The sequence below is a fragment of the Streptomyces sp. NPDC052496 genome, assembly GCF_040679095.1.
GTDB lineage: Bacteria > Actinomycetota > Actinomycetes > Streptomycetales > Streptomycetaceae > Streptomyces.
Window position 1 is genome coordinate 105,000 of sequence record NZ_JBFAUH010000022.1, and the last position, 25,922, is coordinate 130,921.

Annotated in this window: 17 protein-coding genes and 1 pseudogene; 4 read left to right on the forward strand and 14 right to left on the reverse strand. The window is 72.9% G+C overall.

Annotated elements, in window-relative coordinates; all coding sequences use genetic code 11:
• Positions 1-12: 12 nt before the first annotated feature.
• The 14 genes from AB0L45_RS27310 to AB0L45_RS27375 are packed head-to-tail and all read right to left on the reverse strand — an operon-like array spanning position 13 to position 18,301.
• Complete coding sequence (locus AB0L45_RS27310) at positions 13-948, reverse strand: sugar nucleotide-binding protein (protein ID WP_365844391.1); 936 nt, start codon at positions 946-948, stop codon at positions 13-15.
• Positions 945-1,985, reverse strand: coding sequence for an ROK family protein (locus AB0L45_RS27315; RefSeq protein WP_365844393.1), 1,041 nt, complete (start codon positions 1,983-1,985; stop codon positions 945-947). The genes AB0L45_RS27310 and AB0L45_RS27315 overlap by 4 nt, the downstream gene beginning before the upstream one ends.
• Positions 1,966-2,349, reverse strand: a complete 384-nt coding sequence (locus AB0L45_RS27320) for a cupin domain-containing protein (RefSeq protein WP_365844395.1) — start codon at positions 2,347-2,349, stop codon at positions 1,966-1,968. Before AB0L45_RS27320 ends, AB0L45_RS27315 begins: the two co-directional genes overlap by 20 nt.
• Complete coding sequence (locus AB0L45_RS27325) at positions 2,342-3,592, reverse strand: sedoheptulose 7-phosphate cyclase (RefSeq protein WP_365844398.1); 1,251 nt, start codon at positions 3,590-3,592, stop codon at positions 2,342-2,344. Before AB0L45_RS27325 ends, AB0L45_RS27320 begins: the two co-directional genes overlap by 8 nt.
• On the reverse strand, positions 3,573-5,648 hold the full coding sequence (gene malQ / locus AB0L45_RS27330) for a 4-alpha-glucanotransferase (protein ID WP_365844400.1): 2,076 nt from the start codon (positions 5,646-5,648) through the stop codon (positions 3,573-3,575). Before malQ ends, AB0L45_RS27325 begins: the two co-directional genes overlap by 20 nt.
• Positions 5,645-8,704 carry an HAD hydrolase family protein gene (locus tag AB0L45_RS27335; protein WP_365844402.1) on the reverse strand — a complete coding sequence of 1,020 codons (3,060 nt, stop codon included), beginning with the start codon at positions 8,702-8,704 and terminating at the stop codon, positions 5,645-5,647. The genes malQ and AB0L45_RS27335 overlap by 4 nt, the downstream gene beginning before the upstream one ends.
• Complete coding sequence (locus AB0L45_RS27340; protein ID WP_365844404.1) at positions 8,695-9,666, reverse strand: carbohydrate kinase family protein; 972 nt, start codon at positions 9,664-9,666, stop codon at positions 8,695-8,697. The genes AB0L45_RS27335 and AB0L45_RS27340 overlap by 10 nt, the downstream gene beginning before the upstream one ends.
• Positions 9,663-10,769, reverse strand: a complete 1,107-nt coding sequence (locus tag AB0L45_RS27345; protein ID WP_365844406.1) for a sugar phosphate nucleotidyltransferase — start codon at positions 10,767-10,769, stop codon at positions 9,663-9,665. Before AB0L45_RS27345 ends, AB0L45_RS27340 begins: the two co-directional genes overlap by 4 nt.
• A complete protein-coding gene (locus AB0L45_RS27350) occupies positions 10,762-12,846 on the reverse strand; it encodes a glycogen/starch synthase (RefSeq protein ID WP_365844408.1) in 2,085 nt (694 codons plus the stop codon). Before AB0L45_RS27350 ends, AB0L45_RS27345 begins: the two co-directional genes overlap by 8 nt.
• Before the next feature lie 5 nt (positions 12,847-12,851).
• Entirely contained in the window at positions 12,852-14,303 is a 1,452-nt protein-coding gene (locus AB0L45_RS27355) for a hypothetical protein (protein ID WP_365844410.1), read from the reverse strand.
• A gap of 8 nt (positions 14,304-14,311) precedes the next feature.
• On the reverse strand, positions 14,312-15,112 hold the full coding sequence (locus AB0L45_RS27360; protein WP_365844412.1) for an ABC-2 family transporter protein: 801 nt from the start codon (positions 15,110-15,112) through the stop codon (positions 14,312-14,314).
• Positions 15,109-15,969 (reverse strand): ABC-2 family transporter protein, encoded by an 861-nt coding sequence (locus AB0L45_RS27365; protein WP_365844414.1) that lies wholly within the window; start codon positions 15,967-15,969, stop codon positions 15,109-15,111. The genes AB0L45_RS27360 and AB0L45_RS27365 overlap by 4 nt, the downstream gene beginning before the upstream one ends.
• Positions 15,966-17,012, reverse strand: a complete 1,047-nt coding sequence (locus AB0L45_RS27370; protein WP_365844416.1) for an ATP-binding cassette domain-containing protein — start codon at positions 17,010-17,012, stop codon at positions 15,966-15,968. Before AB0L45_RS27370 ends, AB0L45_RS27365 begins: the two co-directional genes overlap by 4 nt.
• Positions 17,009-18,301, reverse strand: a complete 1,293-nt coding sequence (locus tag AB0L45_RS27375; RefSeq protein WP_365844418.1) for an aminotransferase class III-fold pyridoxal phosphate-dependent enzyme — start codon at positions 18,299-18,301, stop codon at positions 17,009-17,011. The genes AB0L45_RS27370 and AB0L45_RS27375 overlap by 4 nt, the downstream gene beginning before the upstream one ends.
• Before the next feature lie 246 nt (positions 18,302-18,547).
• Here AB0L45_RS27375 and AB0L45_RS27380 point away from each other — a divergent pair, with 246 nt between their 5' ends.
• The 4 genes and pseudogenes from AB0L45_RS27380 to AB0L45_RS27395 all read left to right on the forward strand — a co-directional run.
• Entirely contained in the window at positions 18,548-19,615 is a 1,068-nt protein-coding gene (locus AB0L45_RS27380) for a glucose-1-phosphate thymidylyltransferase (protein ID WP_365844513.1), read from the forward strand.
• Positions 19,612-20,589: a dTDP-glucose 4,6-dehydratase gene (gene rfbB / locus AB0L45_RS27385; RefSeq protein ID WP_365844420.1), complete on the forward strand. Its 978-nt coding sequence runs from the start codon at positions 19,612-19,614 to the stop codon at positions 20,587-20,589. Before AB0L45_RS27380 ends, rfbB begins: the two co-directional genes overlap by 4 nt.
• 327 nt (positions 20,590-20,916) lie before the next feature.
• Positions 20,917-22,617 (forward strand): carbohydrate-binding module family 20 domain-containing protein, encoded by a 1,701-nt coding sequence (locus AB0L45_RS27390; protein ID WP_365844422.1) that lies wholly within the window; start codon positions 20,917-20,919, stop codon positions 22,615-22,617.
• A 158-nt stretch (positions 22,618-22,775) separates the two neighbouring features.
• Positions 22,776-25,862: pseudogene (locus tag AB0L45_RS27395) on the forward strand (alpha-amylase family glycosyl hydrolase); the annotation flags it as partial.
• Positions 25,863-25,922: the final 60 nt, after the last annotated feature.

Here is a 25,922-nt window from a genome sequence, read left to right on the forward strand (position 1 = left end):
CGTCCCGGCGATTCAGGCGACCGGAGGCGCGGCCGCGGCGAACTCCGGAGCCAGCAGGTGCGCTCCCGCGTGCACCCCTCGTACGGTGATCCCGCCCAGGCCGGGCAGCGTCGGCAGCAGTCCGCTGGTGAGGCAGGCGTTGACCGGGCGGGAGGCGTAGCGTGTGCGGGCCCGCGGTACCGGCGTCACCAGACCGGCGGGGGCGCCCAGCGCCCCGGCGATGACGGTGGCCCACTCGGCACGCGTGACGCGGTCGGGCCCGCCCAGATGCAGCACCGGCGGCAGCGGATGCCGGGCGTGCAGCAGCGCGGCGGTCACCTCCGCCACGTCGTCCAGGAGCACCGGTGTCGTCCAGTGGTCGTCGGGGGCTTCGACCGGCTCGCCCCGCCGGAGCCGGTGGGCGCAGGCCGCGAAGAAGTTCAGCCACTTGCCCGCGTCGGCGGGCTCGTGGCCGTAGACGAGGCTGACCCGCAGGATCACGGACCGGGGCGCCTTGTCCAGCAGCACCCGTTCGGCTTCCAGCTTGGCCCGGCCGTAGGCGTTCGCCGGTGACACGGGGGTGCTTTCGGTGTGGTGTGCCGAGGTGCCGTCGAAGACGTTGTCCGTGGAGATCATGACGATCCGTGCGTCCGGCGCCAGGCCGGCGAAGGTGTCCGCCACGGCGACGTGCGCGGCCAGCGCCTCGTCCGGGTGGGCCTCGCACCAGGTGACGTCGGACGGACCGTGCACCAGGACGACGCGTCCAGGGCGCAGCCGGTCGAGCAGCCGGCGGGAGGCGCGGGTGTCGGTGGCGTCCAGGGCGGCCCAGCGGGCCCCGTACCGGTGGGGCGGCAGCGCGGGCGGGCGGCGCGAGACGAGTGTCACGGCTTCGCCCGCCCACGCCAGACGCAGGGCGATTCCGGTGCCCACGAGGCCGCTGCCCACGACGAGGGTGCTCTCACCGGTCATGACGCCCCCTGGGAGGAGGGCACCGGCGTCCGCCCGGCCAGCAGGCGGCCCACACCGATCAGCCCGTGGTCGTCGTCGGCGACCCCGAGCGACACCATGGCGTCGATCTGCTCCGGACCGAGGCCGAAGCAGCCCAGCCGCCGCAACTCGGCCACCAGCATGCGCCGGTACGGTTCGCCCACCGCCAGGGCGAAGCCGCCCATCAGGATGTAGCGGCACACCCCGATCGACGCGAACACCCCGGTGATCGCCTGGGCCAGCGGCGCCAGGGTGCCGCGCAGCACCTCTGTGGTGAAGGGGTCACCTGCACGCACCGCCCGGGCGACGGCCCGGTTGTCGATGTGCTCCACCCGGCCGTCGCACAGCGCGGCGAGCCGGGAGCTGCGGAAGGCGGACCCGTCCTCGCGCGCGGCCCGGCGCGTCGCCGCCAGCACGCCGCGGCCGGAGGCGACGGCGCCCAGGTGGCCGCGGCCCCCGCAGTCGCACAGCGGCGCGTCGGGGGAGCGGTCGCAGACCCAGTGGCCCAGTTCACCGCCGTGGCCGTCGGCGTCGACCAGGACCTCACCGCCGCGGAACACCTTGTTGCCGATGCCGGAGCTGACGGTCAGCAGGCAGAAGTCCCCGGGTTCGGTGGCGGCGTACCGCCAGGCCGCCGCCGTCAGGTCGTTGACCACGACGGCCGGCGCGCCGGTCCGCGCGGTCAGCAGTTCGCCGAGCGGCAGCGGGTCACCGCGCCGCCCCCAGACGGTGGGAGCGGCGAGGATGAGCCCCGCGGCCGAGATGGGTCCGGCGAACGCCACGCCCAGGGCGCGCGGCGGCCGCCCGCCCGTGTGCGCGGCGACCTCGCGCACGATCTGCTCCATCAGCCGCTGTTGCAGCACCGGCACCGGTGCCCCCGGGGTGCGGTGCATGCCGTCGACCGGCATCCGGCGCACCCCCGACAGGGTGCCCGTACGCGGGTCGTAGCCGCCGACCCGCAAGGTCGTGCCGCCCACGTCGAGCACGGTGAACGTCTCGTCAGCCGGCACGGTGCTCACCCGCCCCCTCCACCCATGCCTCCTCGAAGACGAGCAGCCGCAGGTCCTGCTCGGAGTCGTTGCGCAGGCCGTGTTCCCCATAGGGGGCGTTGACGACGATGTCGCCGGGGCCCACGCGGAACTCCGTACCGTCCCGGTACATCAGCCCGCTGCCGTCGAGCACGATGTAGGTCTCGCGGTCGGCGCCGTGCCGGTGCCGGCCGATCGAGGTCCCCGGCGGCAGGACGGCCAGGTCGATGAATTCCGTGCCCGGGGTGCCGGGCCGGCGGGTGAAGGCGCGGTGCGCGAAGATCGTGCCGGAACCGCCGTGGTCGCGTTCCTTGCCCCGCATCAGGTCCCGCAGGTTGGTCACGGGTTCAGGCATCGTGCCGCGCCCCGTCCGCCGCCAGTGCCCGCAGCGCGTCCTCCAGGACGTACCCCGGTATGTCCGCCAGTTCCTCCACGAAGGCCGCTTTGCCGACGGCCGTCGGTACGACGAGGTGCAGCTTGCGGCCCCGGCGCTGCCAGGAGGCGCGCAGCGCCTGTGTCATCAGCTCCGGCGTGCAGGTACTGGGGTCGAACACCGGCAGCCCGATCCGCCGCAGCAGCCGGACGACGCGGTCACAGGTCTCCTCGTCCGCCAGGCCGAGCAGGCGCGCCAGATGCGCGGACAGTGCCATGTCGACGGCGACCGCCTCGCCGTGCTCCAGCCGGTGTCCGCCGGCCGTCTCGATGAGCGGGCTGAAGGTGTGGCCGAAGTCGACGAGCCGGGCCAGGTCGTGCTCGTGGAGGTTGGGGCAGAGTTCCTCCATCATCAGGCGCATCGACGTCCGCAGGATGTAGGTCTCCAGCTCTCCGTACGAGCGGTCCGTGGGGCCGGCGGTGGGCCGGCGGAACGCGTCCGGGTGGCGCTCCAGCGTCCGGAAGAGGTCCTCGTCCAGGATCACGGCCATCTTCACGATCTCGGCGAGCCCGCAGCGGATCTCCCGGTCCGGCAGTGTCGTCAGGAAGGCCGGGTCGTTGAGGGAGGCGTGCGCCGGGTGGTACGCGCCGAACATGTTCTTCGTCTGCAGGGCGTTGACGCCCGTCTTGACGCCCACGCCGACGTCCACCTGGCCGACGAGCGTGGTGTTGACCTTGATGTACCGGATGCCCCGCGCGTAGATGGACGCGGCGAAGCCGACCACGTCGGCGACGATGCCGCCGCCGAAGGCGAGCAGCAGGCCGTGCCGGTCCAGCCCGTCCGCCTTGGCCAGGGCGCAGACCCGCTCCGCCGCCGCGAGCGTCTTGTGGCGCTCGCCGGTGGCCATGACGTGCAGCGTCCACTGGCCCGGCCGGGTGTGGGCGTCCAGATAGGCGCGGAGCCGGTCGCCGTACAGCCGGTTCACGGTCGGGCTGACGAAGGCCACGACGCGTCGGCCTTCCAGGTGGCCGGCGAGCAGGGTGCTGCCCGGATCGAGCACCCCGGAGGCGAGGTCGACCCGGTACCGGATGCCGTCCGGTGCTTCCAGGGTGAAACCGCCGGGGTCCTCACGGACCCCCGCCGGCGCGCTCCGTACGGCATCGGCGGGGCCCTCGCAGCCCCGCGCCGGCGGGTGGCCGGCGCGGTCAAGAATCTGGCCTGACATCTTTCTCCTTACGGGTTCTCGCGTGGGGGCGGAGGTCCGCGAACACCCTGGCGAGGGTGGCCACGAGGGGCTGTCCGGGAAGGTCCTCCAGCGGTACGGGACGGCCCCGGGCATCGCTGACGGGCAGCCGCCAGTTGGGGTGCACCGTGGACGTACCGGGAAGGTTCTGGGGCCTGCGGTCGCCGGTCGCGTCCGGCAGCCAGACGCCGAGCAGGCGGGCCGGGGTGCGGCACAGGAAGCGGTGCAGCGCCACCAGGTCGCCGTCCGGGTCGGGCAGCAGCCCGAGCCGTTCCAGCTCGGCCAGCCATCCGTCGCGTTCGGCTGCGGCCTCGGCCTTCTCCTCCGTTTCCGGGCGGGTGAGCAGGCCGAGCCGGGCCCGCAGGTCGACGTGTTCGCCGCTGAGCCAGGCGGCGGTCGACGGCAGGTCGTGCGTGGTGAGCGTGGCCAGGCAGTCGCGCCGCCACCGGTCGGGCGGCAGCGGGCCGTGCCGCCCTTCCGAACCGCCGAGGTACTCGAACCGCTGGACGGAGGTGCCGAGGATGCCGCGTTCGCCGAGCGCCGTACGGACGCCGGCCTCGACGGTGCCGAGATCCTCACCGATCACACCGGCGCCGGCGCGGTGCGCCTCCAGCACGAGCACGCCCAGCATCGCCTCGGCGTCGTAGCGGACGTACGTCCCCTCGGACGGCGGCCGCCCCTCGGGCACCCACCACAGCCGGAACAGGCCCATCACATGGTCGATGCGCAGGGCGCCCGCGTGCCGCAGCCCAGCCCGCAGCAGTCCGGCCAGCGGCCGGTACCCGGCCGCCGCGAGCCCGTCGGGCCGCCACGGCGGCTGGCCCCAGTCCTGGCCGTGCGGGGTGAAGTCGTCCGGCGGCGCGCCGACGCTCATGCCCGCGGCCAGGCAGTCCTGGAAGGCCCAGCTGTCGGCACCCTCCGGGGCGACACCGACCGCCAGGTCGTGGATCAGGCCGATCTCCATCCCGGCGTCCACGGCTGCCGCCTGAGCGGCGGCCAGTTGCCCGTCGGTGACCCAGGCCAGCCAGCGGTGGTAATCGACCTCGGCGGCCAGCTCCCGGCGGGCCCGGGCCACGGCGGGGGAGCGCGGGTCGCGCAGCGGGGCCGGCCAGGACCGCCAGGCCCTGCCGTGCACACCGGCCAGCGCGCACCAGGTGGCGAAGTCCGTCAGGTCCTGGCCCTCGCGGGCGGCGAAGTGGGCGAAGGCGGCGGCGCGCCCCGGGGACAGCGGCACCTGGTGGACCGCCCGCAGCGCCTCGTGCTTGAGCGAGCGGACCGTCTCCCGGTCGATGAGCAGGTCGCCGCGGAGCATGCCCTCGTTCAGCACCCCGGCCTGGGCGACGCACCGGTCGGCGGTGCGCCGCCCTTCGCCCCTGAGGTACGCGTACTCCGGGACGGCCTCCACGCGCACATGGAGGGGATCGAGGTAGCGGCGGGAGCTGGGCCGGTACGGTGACGGATCCGGCAGCGGCCCGGGTTCGAGGGCGTGCAGCGGACCGAGCTGGACGAAGTCCGCCCCGAGCGCGCGTCCCGACCAGGACGCCAGCTCCGCCAGGTCACCGAGGTCGCCCATGCCCCAGGACCGGCGCGAGAGGACGGAGTACAGCTGGACGAGGAACCCCCAGTGCCGCCCGGCCGGCACGGGCAGCCGTGCGGGCACGGCGAGCAGCGGTGCGGAATCGCTTCTTCCGGGCGCGTCGGCGTGCAGGGTGTGCCGGCCGGCCGGGAGAGAGCCGGACAGCGCGGCCGTACCGCCTTCCTCCAGCTCCACCTCCACCGTCGCATCACCGGGCAGGCCGAGCCGCGGCACGGCGCCTCCCCGTACGACGACACACTCGGGCAGCAGCCGGGCCGCCGTGCGCTCGCGGTGGGCGCGCAGCGCGGCCCGGGCCGACGCGTCGGTGGCGGCGTCCACTCCGCATGCGGCGAGAACGGCCACGAGGGTGTCCGGGGACACCGTCATCCGCCGCCCCCGGTCGGTGGTGTAGGTGGTGGACACGCCGTGGGCGCGGGCCAGTTCACTCAGCGCCCCGGTCATGACACTCGCCCCGGGCTGCCGAAGAGGCGTTCCAGTACGGTGGCCACGCCGTCGTCGTCGTTGGCGGGCGCGATCTCGTCGGCCATCGCCCGCAGCGCCGGGTGGGCGTTGCCCACGGCCACCCCGTGCCCGGCCCAGGCCAGGAGCGGGATGTCGTTCGGCATGTCACCGAACGCGACGGTCCGGGCCGCGTCGTACCCGAGGAGCCGCGCCGCCCGCTCCACCCCGGCCGCCTTGGTGGTCCCGGCCGGCAGCACCTCCACCATCCCCCGCACCGAATGCACCACGGTGACCTCGGCACCGCACAAGCGCTGCGCGACCGCCGCGACGTCGTCCTCCGGCAGGCTCGTGTGGTGCAGGACCAGCTTGTCGATGGGGTGCGACCACAGCAGCCCGCGGTCGGCCGTGACGTCCCAGCCGTGCCGGACGCGTTCGCCGAAGCGGGGCGTGACCTTGAAGCGGCTCTCCGGCGGCGCCGTCACGACCCCCAGCTCCAGAGGCCCCAGCACGGCTTCGACGCGTTCGACCACGCTGCGGGCGAGACCGAGGTCGAGCGAGGCCGAGCTGAGCAGCCGGTCGGCGCCGGCGTCGTAGAGCTGGGCGCCCTGTCCGCACACGGCGAGCCCGCGGTAGCCCAGGGCGGCCAGGTACTGCCGGCAGGCCGCGGCGGGCCGCCCGGTGACCACGAGGTGGGCGGCGCCGGCCTCGGCCGCCCTGGCGAGGGCGCGCAGGGTGCGCCCGGAAACGGTCTGGTCGCTGCGCAGGAGCGTGCCGTCGAGGTCGGTCGCCACGAGCCGGAACGGCGGCGGGCCGCCCGCGGACCGGTACGGGACGGCCGGCGGCTCGCGGCGAGCCGCCGACGGCTCGAAGGGAACGGTGTCCCAGGTGACGCGCCCCGAGGCCAGGGTCAGCATGACGAGCAGCTGGCCGCCGACGGGCGGACCGGTCAGCACGCCCTCGAAGACGCCCTCCTGCACCGGCTCCAAGGGCAGCAGAACGACACCGCTGCCCGCGGGCACCGCTTCGTCCGAGGCAAGGGCCTCGGCGGGGGACTCCAGGCCCGAGGAGGACCGGCCGGTACCGGGCACGGCCACTTCCACGTGCCGCGCCTCCGGGTGCCGGTACGTCACGTGCCGACGGCCCGCGGAACCTAGACGTATCCCGTACCGCCCGCGCACCCGCGCCGCCCAGTCCTCCCGGCCGGCCGCCCGCGCGGTACGGGCGCAGGCGGCGAAGTCGGCGCGGGCGTACGCGGCCTCGAAGAGACGCTCGTACGCCGCCTCGTCGAGCGGCGCGCAGCGCCCGTACGCCGCCGCGTCACCCAGGGCCGCGGCGGACCGTGCGATGAGCTGCCGGTGCTGGTCCCAGGCAGCGGCGGGCAGGGCGTCGAACCAGCCGTACCGGACCGCGTCCTCGGCCGGGAAGGGCCGGGGCCGGCCGCGCAGCAGGTCCTCGAAGGCCGCCAGACGCCGGTCGGCGCTGCGGGCCCAGGTGAACCGGCGGGCCGTGGCCCGCGCGGTGGCCGACAGCCGGGCGTATCCGCCGGGGTCCGTCCGCCGCAGCTCCGCGGCCTGCTGGAGGCGCTCGACGAGCGCGCGGGTGAGCGCCGGGTCGTCGTCACGGAACGAGCCGGGCAGCGACAATCCGGTGGCCCGGGGATCGTCCGCGGGCAGGGCGTGCCCGAAGTGCGCCGTGACACTCTGCGCGGTGGCGATCGGCACCGCGCCGCACGCCATCGCCTCGGCCTGGGCGATCAGGAACCCGTCCAGCTCGAACTTCGAGGGGAAGACACAGAAGTCGGCACAGGCCGCCTGCTCGAACAGGGTGTCCTCGTCGGCCAGCCGCCAGTCCAGGTGGATCCGGCCGGGGTAGCGGTCGGCGACGCTCTGGAAGTACACATTGCCGACGGGGGCCGGCTGCCCGCCGCCCCCGCTGGTCGCGAAGCGCAGCACGAAGGCCGCGTCGGTGCCGCTCGCCAGCACCTCCTCCACAGCGCGGACCAGCTCCAGCTGGCCCTTGTGATGCACCGCGTACCGGGCGGCGTGGTAGAAGACCGGCAGGGAGGCATCGATGCCCAGGGAGCGCAGGACCGCCTCGCGGTCGACGGCCCCGGGATCCCGCGCCAGCCAGCTGTCGGATATCCCGCAGCCGCCCGTGAACAGTTTGTGGGCCTGCGCGCGCACCATCCGGGAGACCGGCAAGGTGTGGAACAGGCTCTCGAACGGGGTGTCGCGGAAGGTGCTGCAGTAATCCCGCTGGCCGGGCGAGACGAAGTCCAGAAGATCGGCGTGGGCCAGCACCAGCGGCAGGACGGCGACATGGTCCGGCCCGTACTCCACGTGCATACGGGTGCCTGCCAGCACCCGCGCCATCGCCGCGCCCGGGCTGTCCTCGGCGGGCAGCTCCTCCTCCAGCGCGTCGAGGCCGGCGCCTACGCCGAACATGCCGAGCAGCCGTTCCACCTGCGGGCGGTACACCTTCTGCGTGACGGGCGCGTTGGCCGCGACCGTGCTCACGGTCCGCAGGGACGGATCGCCGGCGAACAGGGCCGGCAGGAGGTAGTGGTAGTACGGCTCGAAGCCGTGGACCACCGCCTCCTGCCCGCCCAGGTACCGCTGGATGAAGTGGGCGCCCGCGACCTGGAAGACCAGGGGCTTGAAGTACGCCAGGTCGGTGCCCTCGGTGCCGGGCGGCGGGTACAGCCGGTCGGGCAGCAGGTCGAGGCAGGAGTCGGAGAGGAAGTACACGTCCACGCCGTCGGTCCGCAGCCGGTACGCCCGGGTGGTCAGCTCCAGGGTGACCTCGGACGGGTGGTCCGGCCACGTCTTCGGGTCCAGTACCAGCGGGACCTGGTGCTCATGGACGTACGGCAGTTCCTCGACGGGGTGCGTGCGCCGCAGCGTGCCGATGAGCCCGTGCGCCGGGGTGACCAGGGACACCCGGTGGCCGCGCGCGGCGTACTCCCGCGAGAGGTTCCACACCAGCGGGGACAGCCCGCCGCGCATCAGACGGTTGTCGAACCCGCCGCACTCGAAGGCGAAGTGGATCAGATGCATGCGTCGGCACCCGACCAGCTCGCCGCCGCGCGGTCACGGGCCGCGCGCAGCCCCGGCAGGTCGATGAACTCGGTGTGGGTGCCGGCGCTGCCGCACACGAACGCCCCGGCCACCGACCCGGCCAGCACACACTCCGCCAAGGGACGCTCCGCGAAGTACGCGTGCAGGAAGGCGGTCACGAACGCGTCACCGGCACCGTTGCTGTCCACCACCGGCCGCTCCGGGCGGACGGCGGGGAAGTGCCGGACGTGCTCGGCACCGCGCTCCAGCAGGTAGCAGCCATCGGCCCCGTCGGTCGCCACCACGAACCGGGCCCGGCCCTCGTCGAGGATCCCCCGCAGCACGGCCTCCAGCCGGTCGTGGATCGACGCCGCGCTCAGGAAGACGTAGTCGGAGCGCAGGGCGTAGTGGCGGTGGTGGGGGTTGCGCCCGTCCCAGTCGTGCAGATCGGTCGAACTGGTCACGCCCAGACGGTGGATGTCCTCGTACATGTCCTGGTTGTGGCCGATGATCGACAGGTGGACGTGGTCCGACCGCTCCAGGTAGGGCAGGTAGAAGTCGCGGGGGAGCCGGAGAGCGGCGGGGTGCCGGCCGTCGTAGAAGGAGAACCGGCGGCCCTGCCGGTCCACCAGGTTCACCGCCCGCGGCGTGCCGTGCGGCGAGACGAGGTGGGCGAAGTCCAGGCCCTGGCGGGCGTAGTGCTCCAGCACCATGCGGCCCTGCGGATCGTCGCCGAGGAAGTCGATGAACTTCGTCCGCAGGCCGAGTGCGTGCCAGCCGAGCGCCACCCCGTTGCCGGTGTGACCGACGTAGTCCCGCAGCGGCTCGACGAACACCGAATCGCCCGGCGGCACCCGCAGTTCGTCCACGCGCACGATGGTGTCCACACCGCTCCCGCCGGCCACCAGGACGTCGTAGCCGCCCGGCCGCCGTGCGCTGCTGTGGTCTTCGTACGAGGTCATGCGCTCACTCCTTCGGCAATGTGCTGAATGCGTCCGTCCTCCAGGACGACCGCCCCGTCGATGTCGGCGTCCGCCGGTATCACCGCGCCGGGCAGCACCACGCTGCGCCGCACCCGGGCTCCCGCGCCGATCCGGACCCCGGGGAAGAGCACGCTGTCCGTCACGAGCCCGGCGTTGACGAGGTCCGCGGGGACCACCGAGGCGCGTACTCCGGGCGCGTCGGCGATCCAGCGCCGGCCGACCCGCGGCCGTACCGTCCGCGGCATCCGCCCGACGGGCAGCGGTGCCCGCGGGCCGGCCGCGAGGGCCAGGTGCGCCCGGTGGTAGCGCTCGACGGTGCCGATGTCCTCCCAGTGGCCGCGCACCTCGTGCCCGCGGATGTGCTCCCCGGCCGCGAGCATCGCGGGAATCACGTCGCGGCTGATGTCGTGCTGCCAGTCACCGCCGTCCAGCGCGGTCAGGTACCGGCGCAGTACGGCGGCGTCGAAGACGCAGAAGGCCGCGAACACCAGGTCGGACGTGGGGTGTTCGGGCTTCTCCGTGAACTCGGTGAGCCGGCCGCCGCCGTCGAACCTGACCATGCCGAACAGGTGCACCCAGCGCCTGTCGATCCGCTGGTAGGAGAGGGTCAGCGCGGCCCCCGAAGCCCGGTGCGCCGCGACGAGGGGACCGTAGTCGTACCGGTAGACATGGTCGGCGTGCAGGACCAGGACGTCCTCGACGCCCTCGGTGAAGACGTACTCGGCCTTGCGGATCAGGGCGTCGGCGGTGCCGCGCTCCAGCGGCCAGGTGCGCCGCGGCAGCTCGGCGGGCAGCCCCCGGCCGCGGTAGGCGGCGTCGTACGGGCCGAAGCGCACCCGGAATCCCGGCTCCGTGTTCCACACGCGGTGCAGGTCGTCCATCAGCAGCCGCTCCTCGTACTGGGACAGCAGCAGCACCTCCGGGAGACCCGAGCCCCGGGCGTTGGCGAGGCTGAAGTCGATGAGCCGGCAGGTGCCGCCGTAGGGGACCAGCGGCTTGAGGCGTCCCGCTCCGAGCGGGCCCATCCGCTGTCCCTCGCCGCCCGCGAGCAGCACCGCGCGTACGGCACGCAGGTCAGTCATGGCGCACCTCGTCCCAGGCCACCCGGCCGGAGGACAGGGTGAGCAGCAGTCGGCCGTCGGCGTCCGGCGCCTCGCCCACGAAGATTCCCGGGCCGGTGCGTTCCAGCATGCGTACCGTCGGAAGTGCGCGGGCCGGGCCTCGCTGTGGTGTGACGACTTGCACCCGTTCGGCGTGCGGGAGGCGGTACTCCAGACGCCCGTCGGCCAGGATGCGGGCGCGGGTGCGCAGCTGGTCGGCCTCCTCCGCGGGCACCGCCCGGGGGAACCGGCCGAGGGTCCGTGCACAGGCGGCGAAGTCGGCCCGCAGCCACGCGGCGCGGAAGAGGCGCGCGGCCGCGTCCGCGTCGAACGGCGCGCAGCGCTCGTACGCCTCGATGTCACCGTGCTCGACCGCGGCCTCCGTCGTGATCTGGTCGTCGGCGAGCAGGCCGAACCACCCGTGCCGCAGGGCCAGTTCGGTGGACAGTTCGGCGGGCCGGCCCTCCCACAGCCGGGTGAACGCCGCCAGGTGCAGGTCGGCGCAGTGGTCCCAGGTGAAGGCGCGGGCGACGGCCGAGGCCCGCCCGGACAGTTCCCGGTAGCGGCCGGGGTCGTCCGACCACAGGGCCGCCGCCTGCCGGATGCGGGCCGCGAGCGCGTCGATGAGCAGGGCGTCGTCCTCCGCGAAGGAGCGGTTGACCGCGAACCCGGTGGCCGTGTCGGGGCCGTCGGCGTGCCGGAAGTGCGCCATGCCGCGCTGGTCGGTGGCGATGGGCACCGCGCCCACGGCCATCGCCTCGCCCTGGGCGATGAGAAAGGTGTCCATCTCGAACTTCGAGGGGAACAGGGCGAAGTCCGACGCGGCCGCGCAGGCGAAGACGCGGGCCTCCTCGACACGCTCCCACTCGAAGTGCAGCCGGCCGGGGTGGCGGGCGGCGACCTCGTGGAAGAGCGGGTCGTCGATGCCGTTGCCGGAGATGCAGCGGATCACGAAGTTGGCCTTCAGGCCCTCGCCCAGCACGCGGTCCACGGCCCGTATCAGCTCCACCTGGCCCTTGTGGTGGACGGCGTAGCGGGCGTTGTGGAAGAACGTGGGCAGCGCGGGGTCGAGGCCGAGGCCGCCGAGCACCCGGTCCCGGTCCACCTCGGCGGGATCCCACGTCAGCCACCGGTCGGAGATGGCGCAGCCGCCGACGAACATCTTGTGGGCGTTGCGGCGCACCACGTCGGCGATGGGCAGCTGCCGGAAGAGCGGCTCGAACGGCGTGTCCCGGAAGCCCGCGCAGAAGTCCAGCTGGCCGGGCGACAGGAAGTCGATCAGGTCGGCGTGCTCGGCGGTCAGCTCGTAGACCGCCACATGGTCCGGCGGGTAGGTGTAGTGCAGGTGGGTGAGCTGCTGGTACTGGACGAGCGCCGCGGGTGCCTCGGGCTCGGGCTCGGGGCCGGGCAGCTCGACGTCCACGCCGAGCAGGTCGAAGAGGCGCGCCACCTCGGGCCGGTACACCTTCTTCGCGATCGGCATGTTGCTCTGTACGTTGCTGACGACCAGCTTCGCCGGGTCCGCGCGCAGGGCGGCCGGCAGCAGGTAGTGGTAGTACGGCTCGTGCGCGTGGACGACGGCCTTCTCGTCGCCGAACCAGCCGCGCAGGAAGCGCACACAGTCCACCTGGAAGACCAGCGGCTTGAAGAACACCAGGTCCCGGCCCTTCGCGGAGTACGGGGGGTAGAAGGTGTCCGGCAGCTGGTTCAGGTGGTCGTTGGCGAGGAAGTACAGGTCCACGCCCTCCAGGCGGATGCGGTGCGCGGTGGTGCGCAGCGCCAGGCCGACCTGTGCGGGAAAGCCCTGCCAGACGCGGGTGTCGAGGACCACGGGGAGTTCGTAGGTGTCCTCGTAGGCCAGGTCCTCCACCTCGTAGCGCTGCCGCAGGTCGTCGAGCCTGCCGTGGGCGGGGGTGACGATGGAGACCCGGTGGCCGCGGGCGGCGAAGGTCTTCGACAGGTTCCACAGGTATACGGACGTGCCGCCCTGCAGGAAGGTGTGGTCGAAGCCGCAGCACTCGAAGTACGTCTCGATGATGTGCATCCGGGGCGCGTTCACGGCGGTCACGTCCTTGCGTGGGTCGACGGGGTGGGGGAGGCCGGCGCGAGCGCGTGGCGCAGGTCGATCGCGGCGTGGTAGGGGCGGGCGTGGGCGTGGTTGTAGCTCAGCTCGTGCAGGAGGCGGCGCAGGTACAGCAGCCGCCGCAGGGGGCTGTCGGGCGTGGGCCCGAGCAGCAGGTGCAGCACCCGCTCGCGCCAGGTGTCCGCGGTGCGGAAGACGGTGTTCAGCACGTCCCGCCGGGCGTCCGGCAGTCCGGGTGCGCCGTCCAGGGAGCCGAACATGGTGGCGGTCGCGTCCATGTCGAGCCGGCGGGCGCTCTCGAAGGCTGCCTCGTCGGCCGCGAAGTACTCCAGCGCGCGCTGGACGGCCACGAGGTCCTGGAGGGGTGACTGCGCGGCGTACCCGGGACCGTCCTCGGGAAGGGCGGGCGTGGACAGGTCGATGACGCTCATCCGCCAGGTGCTGCCGGGCCCTTCGGCACACAGCAGATGCGACAGGTGCAGGTCACCGTGGCAGGGACCGGCCCCGGGAGCCGTCGCCCGGCCGCCCAGCTCGGCGTACAGCCGGTCCAGCCCGGCCCGTAACGCGGCGAAGGCCGCGCTCCGGGCGGCAGGCGGCACGGGAAGGTCCACCACGGCCAGCCGGTGCAGCTGCGCCGCGGTCCGGGGCAGGGCGTCGGCCACGGGGTACCCGGAGGCCGGCCCGCCCAGGCGTGCCGACAGGTCGTGGTGGAAGGCGCTCAGGAAGCGTCCGGCCGCCCGCAGCCTCGGTTCGAGCGGTCGCAGATGGTCGCGTACGAGCTGCTCCGGGGGGATGCCGTCGGTGAGCCGCGGCCACAGGGAACGCAGGTTCGCCCGCAGCGGCGCGTCGATGCCCTGCCCGGGCGCGTGGCGGTACAGCACACCCACCGGATGCCGGGTTCCCCGGACGGGATCGGTGTACGTGTAGTCCCCGGCCCACTCGGGCGTACGCCCGGTGCCGCTCATCAGCCGCAGGACGTCGGGCTCGTGGATCACCTCGTCCAGGCGCCGGTAGGTCTTGTGGACACAGGGCACGCCGCCGATCTCCACCAGCGAGAGCGCGTTGGAGGACCAGCCCTGGTCGAACGGCAGCCACCGCGCCTCGCCGGCCGGCGCCGAGGGCGCGCGGCGGAATTCCACGTGACCGCCGCGCGCGGTGCGCAGCCGCGCGCCCGTCAGCACCCGGCGTACGGCCGCGAGCCCCGACGGCCCGTCGGCGCGCGCCTCGGCCCAGGCGCCCGACGGCTCCCGGTGTACGGGCACGAAGATCCGCTCACCGGAGGCGGGGCCCCCGGCCGCCCGCACGATCAGCAGCAGCTCGTCCGGCGCCGGCTCGGCGTGGTCGGTGACGTCGTAGCGGTGGGCGGCGCGCAGGTCGCGCGGCATCCAGGGCGCGGCGCGCAGCAGGGGGACGAGGTGTTCGTCGCGGATCATGGGTGGGATCAGCTCCCGGTCATTTCATAGGCGTTGACGCCGCGCCGCCAGACGGTCAGCGCCACGGCCAGGGCACCGGCCGTCACCACGGGCAGCCACACCACCAGCCCCACGGAGCCCGTCAGCAGGTAGACGCACGGCACGTACGAGGTGAAGGCGAACGGCAGCACCCAGGTCAGCAGGGCGCGCAGCGAGGAGTGGTAGATGTCCAGCGGGTAGACGGCGAACTCGGACACCTGGTTCGCCGCGTACATCGACGGCAGGCTGGTCACGGTCCAGAAGGACAGCGAGGCGAACAGCAGCTTCACCGAGGCGTGGATCAGCGCGCCGCACAGCACCAGCAAGGGGGCGACGGCCCATTGCAGCGGGGTGAGGTCCAGGCCGACGGCGCTGCCGGACCAGCACACCAGGAAGGCCCCCATGGCCAGTTCGCCGAGCGCGTCGGGATGGAAGAACCGTTCCGAGAGCAGGGCGAACAGCGGATCGACGGGACGGATCAGATAGCGGTAGAACTCACCGCGCTGGACCAGCTTGCGCCCCAGCTCCCACAGCTGGTCGGTGAAGAGGTGGTCCAGGCCGCGCGGTAACAGCGAGAAGCCCATCAGGAACAGCACCTCGTGGTAGCTCCAGCCGCCCAGGGCGGGAATCTGCCGGAAGACCAGGCCCACCACCGCCGTCTGCAGGCCCACGCGGATCAGGAAGGCCCCCGCCCCGAGCACGAAGTCCATGCGGTACGCGCTCAGCCGGTGCAGCCCGACCCCGCCGAGGAAGAAGGCCAGCCGCACGTGGCGCCACACCGTACGGGTCATCCGCCGAGCACCTCCAGACGGCTCAGCGCGGCGCGCCAGAGGACGGCGCCGAGCAGCGCCAGACCGGCCACCCAGCCGCCTTGCAGAGCGAGTACGCCGACGGCGCCGGCCGCCCCGTCGTAGCGGCCGAGCAGCAGGGTGAGCGGCGAGTCGACCATGCCCTGGAAGGGCAGTACGGACGCCAGCGCTCCGAGCGGCCCCGGCATCAGCGCGAGGGGTACCAACTGCCCGGCGAAGAAGGCGACCACGCTCTGCTTCACCATCCGCACGCCCCAGGTGTTGGTGGTGAGGAACCCCGTCATGCCGGTCAGCAGGTTGACGAGGAAGGCCAGCAGGACGGACAGCACGGTGGAGACGAGGAACAGCAGGGCGTCGACGGGCCGGGGCACCGTGAGCGGGACGAGCAGCGCGAACAGGCCCAGTACGGGCACACCGACCAGGACGGCGTTGGCCACCACGACCGGCAGGCACGCGAAGAACCGGACGACCGGGTAGCTGACGGGCCGGACCAGCATGACGGCCACGTCACCGCGGTACACCTCGGCCGCCACCTCGTCGTCCACCCGGTTGGCGTGCAGGACCTGGAGCACCTGGGCCATCAGCAGGTAGGTGGTGACGGTCCCGGTGGTGAAGCCGCCCGGGCCGCCGCCGGGTGGCGAGCCCGCGTACACGGCCCGCCACAGGAAGACGGAGACCGCCGCGCCGGCTGCCGCGGTGATGCCGGTGGTCACGAAAGACGACCGGTACTGCAACAGGGACTGGAGCCCGCCGGTGGCGAAGGGCAGGTAGTGCCCGGCGCGCGCGGCCAGGCGGACGGGCGCGCCGCTCGCCGCCTTCCGTACGGGGGAGCCGCTCATGCCCCACCTGCCGCGGGCCCGCACGGGACCTCGGCCGGGACCGGTCCGGGGTGCCCGCCGCCGTAGATCCGCCGCAGTACGTCCTCCAGGTCCGGTTCCGGCGCGTAGCAGTCCACCAGGTCGAAGCGTTCGAGCAGGAAGGCCAGCACCTGCCGCGAGGTGAACCGGTCCACCGGATACTCGACCTTGATCCGGCCGTCCTCGGCCGCTGAGGCGCTCACCCCGGGCAGCCCCCGCTCGATGTCCGCGCAGGCGCGCCCGGGAGCCGTCGCGTCCCGGTGGTCGAAGAGGACGGACCGCCGGTCGGCGGTCCGCAGCAGGTCCCGGATGCTGCCCTGGTGCACCACCCGCCCCCGGTCCACGACCAGGGCACTGTCGCAGATCGCGGCGATGTCGGTGATGTCGTGGCTGGTCAGGACGACGGTCGTGCCCAGTTCCCGGTGCACGCGGTTGACCAGCTGCCGTACCGCGTCCTTGAGCACCATGTCGAGGCCGATGGTCGGCTCGTCCCAGAAGACGACGGGCGGGTCGTGCAGCAGACTGGCCGCGATCTCGGCCCGCATCCGCTGGCCCAGACTCAGATGGCGCACGGGTGTGGTGCCCAGCGCGTCGATGTCCAGCAGCTCCCGGTACAGCGCGAGGTTGCGGCGGTAGACCGGGCCGGGGATCTCGTAGATGCGGCGCAGGATGCGGAAGGAGTCCGGCACGGACAGGTCCCACCACAGCTGACTGCGCTGGCCGAAGACGACCCCGATGCCGCGGGCGTTGGCCTTCCGGTGCCGGTACGGCTCGATGCCGCGGACCAGGCAGCGCCCGCTGGTGGGCGTCATGATGCCGGTGAGCATCTTGATCGTGGTGGACTTGCCCGCTCCGTTGGCGCCGATGTACGCCGTCTTGGCGCCGGCCGGGATCGTGAAGGACACGTCGTCCACCGCGCGGACGGTCCGGTGCTGCCGGGTGAAGAGGGTGGCCAGACTGCCGGCCAGGCCCGGCTTGCGCTCGGCGAGCCGGAACTCCTTGACGAGATGCTCCGCGACGATCACGACAGCACCTGCTCAAGGGCCTGTTCGAGGAGGCTGACGCCCTCGTCGAGGAGCGGTTCGTCGAGGGTGAACGGGGGCGCCAGGCGCAGGATGTGGCCGCCGAGGGCCACTCGGAGGCCCAGGTCGAGGGCGCGGGCGTACACGGCCCTGGCGAGGTGCGGCGCGGGGGTGCGGCTCTGCCGGTCCGTGACGAACTCCAGCCCGTACAGCAGGCCCAGGCCGCGGACGTCGCCGAGGTTCTCGAAGCGGGCCGGGAGCGGGGCGAGCCGTTCGTGCAGCAGTTCGCCCAGGACGCGGACGCGCTCGACCAGGCGGTCGCGTTCGACGACCTCCAGGGTCGCCCGCGCCGCGGCGATCCCGAGCGGATTGCCGCCGTACGTCGCCGAGTGGGCGCCGGTCACCGAGGCCACCGGGTGGCGCAGCAGGCCGGCGCGCCCGGCCAGCACCGCGAACGGGAATCCGCTGGCCATGCCCTTCGACAGGGTGACCAGGTCCGGCTCGATGCCGAACTGCTCGCTCGCCAGGAACGTGCCGGTCCGGCCGCCGCCGGTCAGCACCTCGTCGGCGACGAGCAGCACCCCGTTGGCCCGGCACGCCTCGGTGATCTGCTCCCAGTACCCCGGGGGTGGTACGACGACGCCGGCGGCGCCGAGGACGGGCTCGAAGACCAGCGCCGAGACGTTCGGCTTGTCGGCGATGTGCTTGCGTACGAGGGAGGCACAGCGCAGCCCGCACGAGGGGCGGCTCAGTTCCAGCGGGCAGCGGTAGCAGTAGGGCGAGTATCCGAGGACGGAGTTGCCGGCGAACGCCTGGTGGCCGACGTCCCAGTGCACGAGCATCCGCGCACCCATGGTCTTGCCGTGGAACCCGCCGCGCAGCGCGCCGATCCGGTTGCGGCCGGGCTCGGCGGTCGCCTGCACCACCCGTAACGCGGCCTCGACCACTTCCGCCCCGGTGGAGAACAGGGCGTAGGTGTTCAGGTGTTCGGGCAGCAGTCTGGCCAGCAGTTCCAGGAGTGCGGCGCGGCCGGGCGTCGCCGAGTCGTGCACGTTCCACAGCAGCCGGGCCTGCGCGGTCAGCGCTTCCACGACGTCGGGGTGTCCGTGCCCCAGGGACTGGGTCAGCGTGCCCGCCGCGAAGTCCAGGTACTGGTTGCCGTCGAGGTCCGTGAGGACGGGGCCGTGCCCTTCGGCGAACACCCGGCGCCCGACGGCCGCCTCGTCCGAGGCGCCCGGGGCCAGATGTCCGGCCTCCCGTTCCAGCGTTTCGCGCTGGTGCCGACCTGTCACTGCTGCTCCCACCCTTCTGGGCGAACCGCTGTGCCGTGCAACGCCGTTGGGCGGTGCCGGGAGTGAGTCAAACATCAATCACCGGAGCCTGCAAGAAATTTCTGCAACTTTCCGAGCAGTCTTGCGGTTCCCGGGCGGCTTCTGCTTGAGTCAGGAGCCGCCCGCACCGGTGACACCGCGACCTTCGTTCGAGGAGAGATCCGTGAGACGACAGACCCCGCCCCTTCCACGACACCGGTGGCAGACGTGAAAGCCCTGGTCCTGGCCGGGGGCACCGGCAGCCGGTTACGTCCGTTCACGTACACCCGCGCCAAACAGCTCCTCCCCCTCGCCAACCGGCCGGTACTGCACTACGCCTTGCAAGCGATAGCCGAGGCCGGCATCGCACACGTGGGAGTGGTGATCGGCGACCACGGCGACGCCGTCCGCCACGCGGTGGGGGACGGAACCGCCTTCGGGCTGCACGTCACCTACCTCCGCCAGCCCGCCTCCCTCGGCCTGGCCCACGCCGTGGCGATCGCGCGGGACTTCCTGGCGGACGACGACTTCCTGCTGTACCTCGGGGACAACTACCTGGAGGACGGCGTGGCGGGCTTCGTCCGGCGCGCCGCCGCCGGCCGGGACGCCGCCCGGCTGCTGCTCACTCCGGTGCCCGACCCCACCGCCTTCGGCGTCGCCGAGACCGACGGTGCGGGGCGCGTGCACCGCCTGGAGGAGAAACCGGAGCACCCCCGCAGCGACCTCGCCATGGTCGGTGTCTACGCCTTCACCCCCGCGGTGCACGACGCGGTACGGGCCATCCGGCCGTCCGGACGCGGCGAGCTGGAGATCACCCACGCGGTGCAGTGGATGATCGACCAGGGCCTCACCGTACGGGCGGAGACGACCACCCGGCCGTGGCGCGACACCGGCAGCGTGGACGATCTGCTGGAGGCCAACCGGCACGTCCTGGACCGGATGACGGGCGGCGTCGACGGCAAGGTCGACGCGGACAGCGTCCTGGTGGGCCGGGTCCGGATCGCCGAAGGGGCCGTGGTCACCGGGTCGCGGATCGTCGGGCCCGTGGTGATCGGCGCGGGCGCGGTGATCAGCAACTCCACCGTCGGCCCGTACACCTCGGTCGCCGAGGACTGCCGGATCGAGGACAGCGCGGTCGACTTCTCCGTCCTGCTGCGCGGCGCCTGTCTGGAAGGCGCCCCCCGTATCGAGCGGTCGCTGATCGGCAGTGCGGCGGTCGTGGCCGCGGCACGGCGCCCGCACCGGGCCCACCGGCTCGTCGTCGGCGATCACAGTAAGGTGCGGCTGGCCTCATGACGTCACGCATTCTCGTCACCGGCGGTGCCGGTTTCATCGGATCCGCCTACGTCCGCGCGCTTCTGGGCCCGTCGGGGCCGCCCGGCGCCGCGGTCACCGTGCTGGACAAACTCACCTACGCGGGCAGCCTCGCCCGGCTCGCACCGGTACGCGGCCACCCGGGGCTGACCTTCGTACAGGGGGACGTCTGCGACGCCGCGACCGTGCGGCGCCTGACGGCCGGGCAGGACGAGATCGTCCACTTCGCCGCGGAGTCGCACGTGGACCGCTCCATCGAGGACGGTACGGACTTCACCCGCACCAATGTGCTGGGCACCCAGACCCTGCTGGACGCGGCACTGCGCAACGGCGTGCGCACCTTCGTGCACATCTCCACCGACGAGGTCTACGGCTCCGTGCCGGAAGGCGCCGCGCGCGAGGAGGACCAGCTCAGGCCCAGCTCGCCCTACGCGGCGTCCAAGGCCGCCGCGGACCTCGTCGCACTGGCCCAGCACCGTACGTACGGCCTGGACGTCCGGGTGACCCGCTGCTCCAACAACTTCGGCCCGTACCAGCACCCGGAAAAGGCCGTCCCGCGCTTCGTGGCCACCCTGCTGACCGGCGGCAGCCTGCCGGTGTACGGGGACGGGCGGCAGGTCCGCGACTGGCTGCACGTGGACGACCACGTCCGGGCGGTCGAGCTGGTGCGCACGGGCGGACGGCCCGGAGAGACGTACAACGTCGGCGGTGGCACCTCCTTGAGCAACCTCGAACTCGCCGGCCGCCTGCTGCGGCAGTGCGGCGCGGATCCCGGCCGCATCACCCACGTCACGGACCGCAAGGGACACGACCGCCGGTACGCCGTGGACCACAGCAAGATCACCGCGGAACTCGGCTACCGGCCGCGCGCCGGCTTCGAGCGGACGCTGGCCGCCACGGTGGACTGGTACCGCACCCACCGGTCGTGGTGGGAGCCCCTGTTCGCGGCCGTCTGAGGGGGCGGCACGGCAGGGGAGGGGAGCGTCGGGCACTCCGGCCCGGACGGCCGGGCGCGTTGGGGACACCGCTGCTGCGGACCCCACGGCCGCGGGCCGGAGTTCGTTGAAGGTAACACCGCTGAAACACTTGCGAAAGAGTTTGCACAAGCGGAGTTCGCCTCCAGCCTCGATGAACTGGCCTTACGCCATGAGGGGTTGACCTGCGGTGAACGGCGCCGTACGGTCTCGACCGCAAAATCTTGCTGCAAAAACCAGATCCGCCTTGTCCGGCATGGCGCGTTGCCCACCGAGGCTCCCCCACATCCCCTCAGACTGGAGCACACCATGGCCAGAAAGACCGTGGCCGCTGCACTTGCCCTCGTGGCAGGAGCCGCTGTGGCCGTCACGGCACCGACGCCGGCGCAAGCCGGTGCGCCCGGTGGCAAGGACGTCACGGCGGTGATGTTCGAGAGAAGCTTCTCCTCCGTGGCGAAGGCCTGCACGGAGGAGCTGGGCCCCGCCGGGTACGGGTACGTCCAGATCTCCCCGCCCAACGAGCACCTCGCGGGAAACCCCTGGTACACGGCGTACCAGCCCGTCAGCTACAAGATCGGCACCAAGCTGGGCGACCGCTCGGACCTCAAGAGCATGATCGACACCTGTCACGCGGCAGGCGTCAAGGTCGTCGCCGACACGGTGATCAACCACATGGCGAACGCCTCCGGCACGGGCTCCGCGGGCTCGCCCTTCAGCAAGTACGACTACCCCGGCACCTACTCCGGCGCCGACCTGGACACCTGCCGGAAGAAGATCGTCAATTACCGGGACCGCTGGGAATCCCAGAACTGCGAGATGGGCGACCTGCCCGACCTGGACACCGGCGAGGAACACGTCCGCAAGACGATCGCGGACTACCTGAACGACCTGCTCTCCCTCGGCGTCGACGGCTTCCGCGTCGACGCCGCCAAGCACATCCCGGAGGGCGACCTCGTCAACATCAAGTCCCGGCTCACCGACCCCGGTGTCTACTGGAAGCAGGAGACCATCGGGGCGCCGGGTGAGGACGTCCAGCCGGCCGAGTACTACGGCACCGGAGACGTCCAGGAGTTCCACTACGCCTACGACCTGAAGCGGGTCTTCACCAAGGAAAAGCTCGCGGCGCTGAAGAACTTCGGGGAGGGCTGGAACTACCTCCGCAGCGACAAGGCGTCCGTGTTCGTCACCAACCACGACACCGAACGCAACGGCGGCTCCCTCAGCTACAAGGACGGTGCCGCTTACACCCTCGCCCACGTCTTCATGCTGGCCTGGCCGTACGGTTCCCCCGACGTGCACTCCGGCTACGAGTTCACCGACCACGACGCCGGCGGCCCGAACAACGGCAAGGCCGACACGTGTGACAAGGGCGGCTGGAAGTGCCAGCACGCCTGGCGTGAGATCGCGAGCATGGTCAAGCTCCGCAACACGGCCGCCGGCACACCGGTGACCCACTGGTGGGACAACGGCGGCAACCAGATCGCCTTCGGGCGCGGCGACAAGGCGTACGTCGCCGTCAACCACGAGGGCTCCCCGCTCACCCGCACCTTCCAGACCTCCCTGCCCGCCGGCCGGTACTGCGACGTGCAGACCGGCAAGGCCGTCACGGTCGACTCCTCCGGGCAGTTCACCGCGACCCTGGGCGCCGACACCGCCCTCGCCCTGCACGTGGGGGCGAAGAAGTGCGGCAGCACCACCCCGACCGAGCCCCCGGAAACCGCCGGAGCCTCCTTCCACGTCAAGGCCACCACGCAGTGGGGGCAGAACATCTACGTCGTCGGCGACCACCCCGCCCTCGGCGGCTGGAACACCTCCAAGGCCCGCAAGCTGGACCCGGCGAGCTACCCCACCTGGAAGCTCGACGTGGACCTGCCCGCGGGCACGTCGATCGCGTACAAGTACCTCCGCAAGGACGCGGCGGGCCACGTCACCTGGGAGAGCGGGGCCGACCGCAGGGCCACCGTCCCCACCGGCGCCGGGATCAGGCTGAACGACACCTGGCGTAACTGACCACCGCCCCGCGCGAAGCGCACCGACCGCCGACCACCGCCGGCGGTCACCGAGAACGGCCGCCCGGCCCACCTCCCCGGTGCCGGGCGGCCCCGCGCCTCGCGGCAGGGCGACGGCCCGTCCGCGTCCGTCACCATGACACCGAGAAGAGGCGTCACATGACCGGACCCGGACACCACCTGACCGCCCTGGCGCTCGCGCTGTTCGCCACCGCCCTGCCGCCGACAGCATCCCCGGCGGCGGCAGGCGGGCCGCCCCCACCGCCGTCGGACGCCCGCCTCGCCCGGGAACCGGACCGGCCCGCCGTCAGCAGGGAACAGTTCTACCTGCTCCTGCCCGACCGGTTCGCCGACGGCACCCCGTCCAACAACAGGGGAGGCCTGACCGGCGACCGTACGGCCACCGGGTACGACCCCACCGACAAGGACTTCTTCCAGGGCGGCGACCTGCGGGGCGTCATCGACCGCCTCGACTACGTCAAGGGGCTGGGCACCACCGCCCTCTGGCTCGCCCCCGTGTTCAAGAACAAGCCCGTCACGGTCCGCGACGGCCGGGCGAGCGCCAATTACCACGGCTACGCCGTCACCGACTTCACCCGGGTCGACCCCCACTTCGGCACCGAGGCCGACCTGTCGGAACTCATCCACACGGCCCACGCCAAGGGCATGAAGGTCTTCTTCGACGTCATCACCAACCACACCGCGGACACCATCGACTACGCCGAGAAGCGCTACGGGTACCGCAGCAAGGGCGCCTACCCCTACCTGGACCCGCACGGCCGCCCCTACGACGACAGCACCGGTGTCCACGGCACGGACGCGGCCGGCTCGCCCTACACCCCGCGGCCCGCCACCGGCCCGCAGGACCGCAAGGTGCCCGCGTGGCTCAACGACCCGGCCATGTACCACAACCGCGGCAACTCCACCTTCGCCGGGGAGAGCGCCCTGTACGGCGACTTCAAGGGCATGGACGACCTGTGGACCGAGCGCCCCGAGGTCGTACGCGGCATGGCGGAGATCTACCAGAAGTGGATCCACGACTTCGGCGTGGACGGCTTCCGGGTCGACACGGCCAAGAACGTCGACATGGCCTTCTGGACGCAGTGGGCCACCGCACTCGACCGCTACGCCGCGCGGCACGGACGCCGGGACTTCTTCCTCTTCGCCGAAGCGTTCTCGGCGGACGCCTCGGTCACCGCCCCGTACGTCACCCAGGGCCGCCTCCACGCGACGCTCGACTTCCCCTTCCAGGCCGCCGCCCGCAACTTCGCCTCCCGGGGCGGCCCCGCCGCCGACCTCGCCCGCGTCTTCGCGCAGGACTACCGGTACAGCACCGACCGGACCAACGCCTACAGCCAGGTCACCTTCCTCGGCAGCCACGACATGGGCCGCATCGGCTCCTTCGTCGCCCAGGACCACCCCGGCGCCGACGACGCCGAACTGCTGCGGCGGGACCGCCTGGCCCACGAGCTGATGTTCCTCTCGCGGGGCAACCCGGTCGTCTACTCCGGCGACGAACAGGGCTTCACCGGCTCCGGCGGCGACGTGGACGCCCGCCAGCCGCTGTTCGCCTCGAAGGTGCCCGACTACCTGGACGACGACCAGATCGGCACCGGCCGTACGGCCGCCTCCGACGCGTACGACACCACCCACCCCCTCTACCGGGCCGTCGCCGCCCTCTCCCGGCTGACCCGGCAGCACCCCGCCCTGCGCGACGGCGTACAGACCGAGCGCCTGTCCCAGGACTCCGTGTACGCCTTCTCCCGTACCGACGTACGCCGGGGCCGCGACTACCTGGTCGCGGTCAACAACGCGACCGGACCCCGGACCGTCACCCTGCCGACCGGCTCGCCGCACACGCCTTACCAGGCGCTCTACGGCACCACCGGCTCGGTACGCAGCGACGCCGACGGGAAGACCACCGTGACCGTCCCGGCCCTGTCGTCGGTCGTCTACAAGGCGGCGCGGCCGCCGGCCCGGCCCGCGGCCGGCCCCTCCCTCAGGCTCCACGCCCCGGCCGCCGGTGCCACCGGGACGGCGGAGATCTCCGCCGACGTCAGTGGCGGCGGCCACCCCCGGGTCGTCTTCGCCGCCCAGATCGGCAACGGCCCCTGGAAGACGCTCGGCACCGCCGACCACGCCCTCTACCGGATCACCCAGAACCTCACCGCGGACCTCCCGGCCGGAACCCCGCTCCGCTACAAGGCGGTCGCCGTCGACAGCGCCGGCCGGACCGCGGGCGACCGCGCCACGACGACCGCGGGCCGGCCACCGGTGCCGGAGAAACCGACGGCGGCGCGCCACTGGGCCGTCATCCACTACCGGCGGGCCGACGGGAACCACGCAGGGCTGCGGCTGCGGACCGCCGACGGCCGGACCGCCGACTTCACCGGCCGGGACGCGTACGGAGCCTTCGCCTGGCTCACCCCCGCCGAAGGCGCCCACGCGATCTCCTTCACCGTGGAGAAGGACGGCATCCCCGACGGCCCCGCCCGCACCCTGGACTTCACCGCCGCGCCCGAAGCGTGGACCGAACAGGGGAGCACCGTGGTGACCTCGGCCCGGCCCCCCGGCGCGTACCCGGAGCAGGATCCGACGAAGGCGGTCATCCACTACCACCGGGCCGACGGCGCCTACGACGGCTGGGGCCTGCACCCCTGGACGGGAGCGGCGCACCCGCCGGAGTGGAACGACCCCGTACAGCCGGTGCGCCGGGACTCCTTCGGCCTGGTCTTCGAGGTCCCGCTGACCGGCCACGCGGACTCGCTCAGCTACCTCCTGCACCAGAAGGAGGAGAAGGACGTCCCGGTCGACGAGACGCTCGACTTCTCCCTGTACGGACACGAGGTCTGGCGTGTGGCCGGGGATCCCGCGTACCTCACGCCGACCCTCGGCGGAGCGTTCGGCCTGGACCTCGGCACGTCGGCCGCGACGTGGCTGGACGACACCACCGTCGTATGGCGGGGAACCGGCGCCGGAGTCGCCAGCCGGCAGCTCGTCTACGCACCGCACGGCGGCATCACCCTCGACCACGGAACCCTGTCGGACGAGGGCCGCTGGCTGCGCCTGGCCCCCACCCGGCTGACCGACGCCCAACGGACGGCCCACCCCGAATACGCCGACCACCAGGCCTTCACGATCGACCCACGGGACCAAGCCCGTATCCCCGAGGCCCGATCGAGCCGCCAGATACTCGCCACCCAACGCGGCCAGGACGGCGCGCTGCTCGGCGCGACCACGGTGCGCCTGTTGCCAATGGCGACGGGTGGCTGACCGGTGAGGGCCCGTACACCTCTTACCGGAACG

What these genes read in the sequence shown, in the direction of transcription:
- AB0L45_RS27365 (WP_365844414.1), bottom strand. Translation starts at nt 15,969, where the DNA reads ATGAGCGGCTCCCCCGTACGGAAGGCGGCGAGCGGCGCGCCCGTCCGC.
- AB0L45_RS27345 (WP_365844406.1), bottom strand. Translation starts at nt 10,769, where the DNA reads ATGACTGACCTGCGTGCCGTACGCGCGGTGCTGCTCGCGGGCGGCGAG.
- AB0L45_RS27390 (WP_365844422.1), top strand. Translation starts at nt 20,917, where the DNA reads ATGGCCAGAAAGACCGTGGCCGCTGCACTTGCCCTCGTGGCAGGAGCC.
- rfbB (WP_365844420.1), top strand. Translation starts at nt 19,612, where the DNA reads ATGACGTCACGCATTCTCGTCACCGGCGGTGCCGGTTTCATCGGATCC.
- AB0L45_RS27335 (WP_365844402.1), bottom strand. Translation starts at nt 8,704, where the DNA reads ATGCATCTGATCCACTTCGCCTTCGAGTGCGGCGGGTTCGACAACCGT.
- AB0L45_RS27310 (WP_365844391.1), bottom strand. Translation starts at nt 948, where the DNA reads ATGACCGGTGAGAGCACCCTCGTCGTGGGCAGCGGCCTCGTGGGCACC.
- AB0L45_RS27320 (WP_365844395.1), bottom strand. Translation starts at nt 2,349, where the DNA reads ATGCCTGAACCCGTGACCAACCTGCGGGACCTGATGCGGGGCAAGGAA.
- malQ (WP_365844400.1), bottom strand. Translation starts at nt 5,648, where the DNA reads ATGACCGGGGCGCTGAGTGAACTGGCCCGCGCCCACGGCGTGTCCACC.
- AB0L45_RS27325 (WP_365844398.1), bottom strand. Translation starts at nt 3,592, where the DNA reads ATGTCAGGCCAGATTCTTGACCGCGCCGGCCACCCGCCGGCGCGGGGC.
- AB0L45_RS27340 (WP_365844404.1), bottom strand. Translation starts at nt 9,666, where the DNA reads ATGACCTCGTACGAAGACCACAGCAGCGCACGGCGGCCGGGCGGCTAC.
- AB0L45_RS27360 (WP_365844412.1), bottom strand. Translation starts at nt 15,112, where the DNA reads ATGACCCGTACGGTGTGGCGCCACGTGCGGCTGGCCTTCTTCCTCGGC.
- AB0L45_RS27355 (WP_365844410.1), bottom strand. Translation starts at nt 14,303, where the DNA reads ATGATCCGCGACGAACACCTCGTCCCCCTGCTGCGCGCCGCGCCCTGG.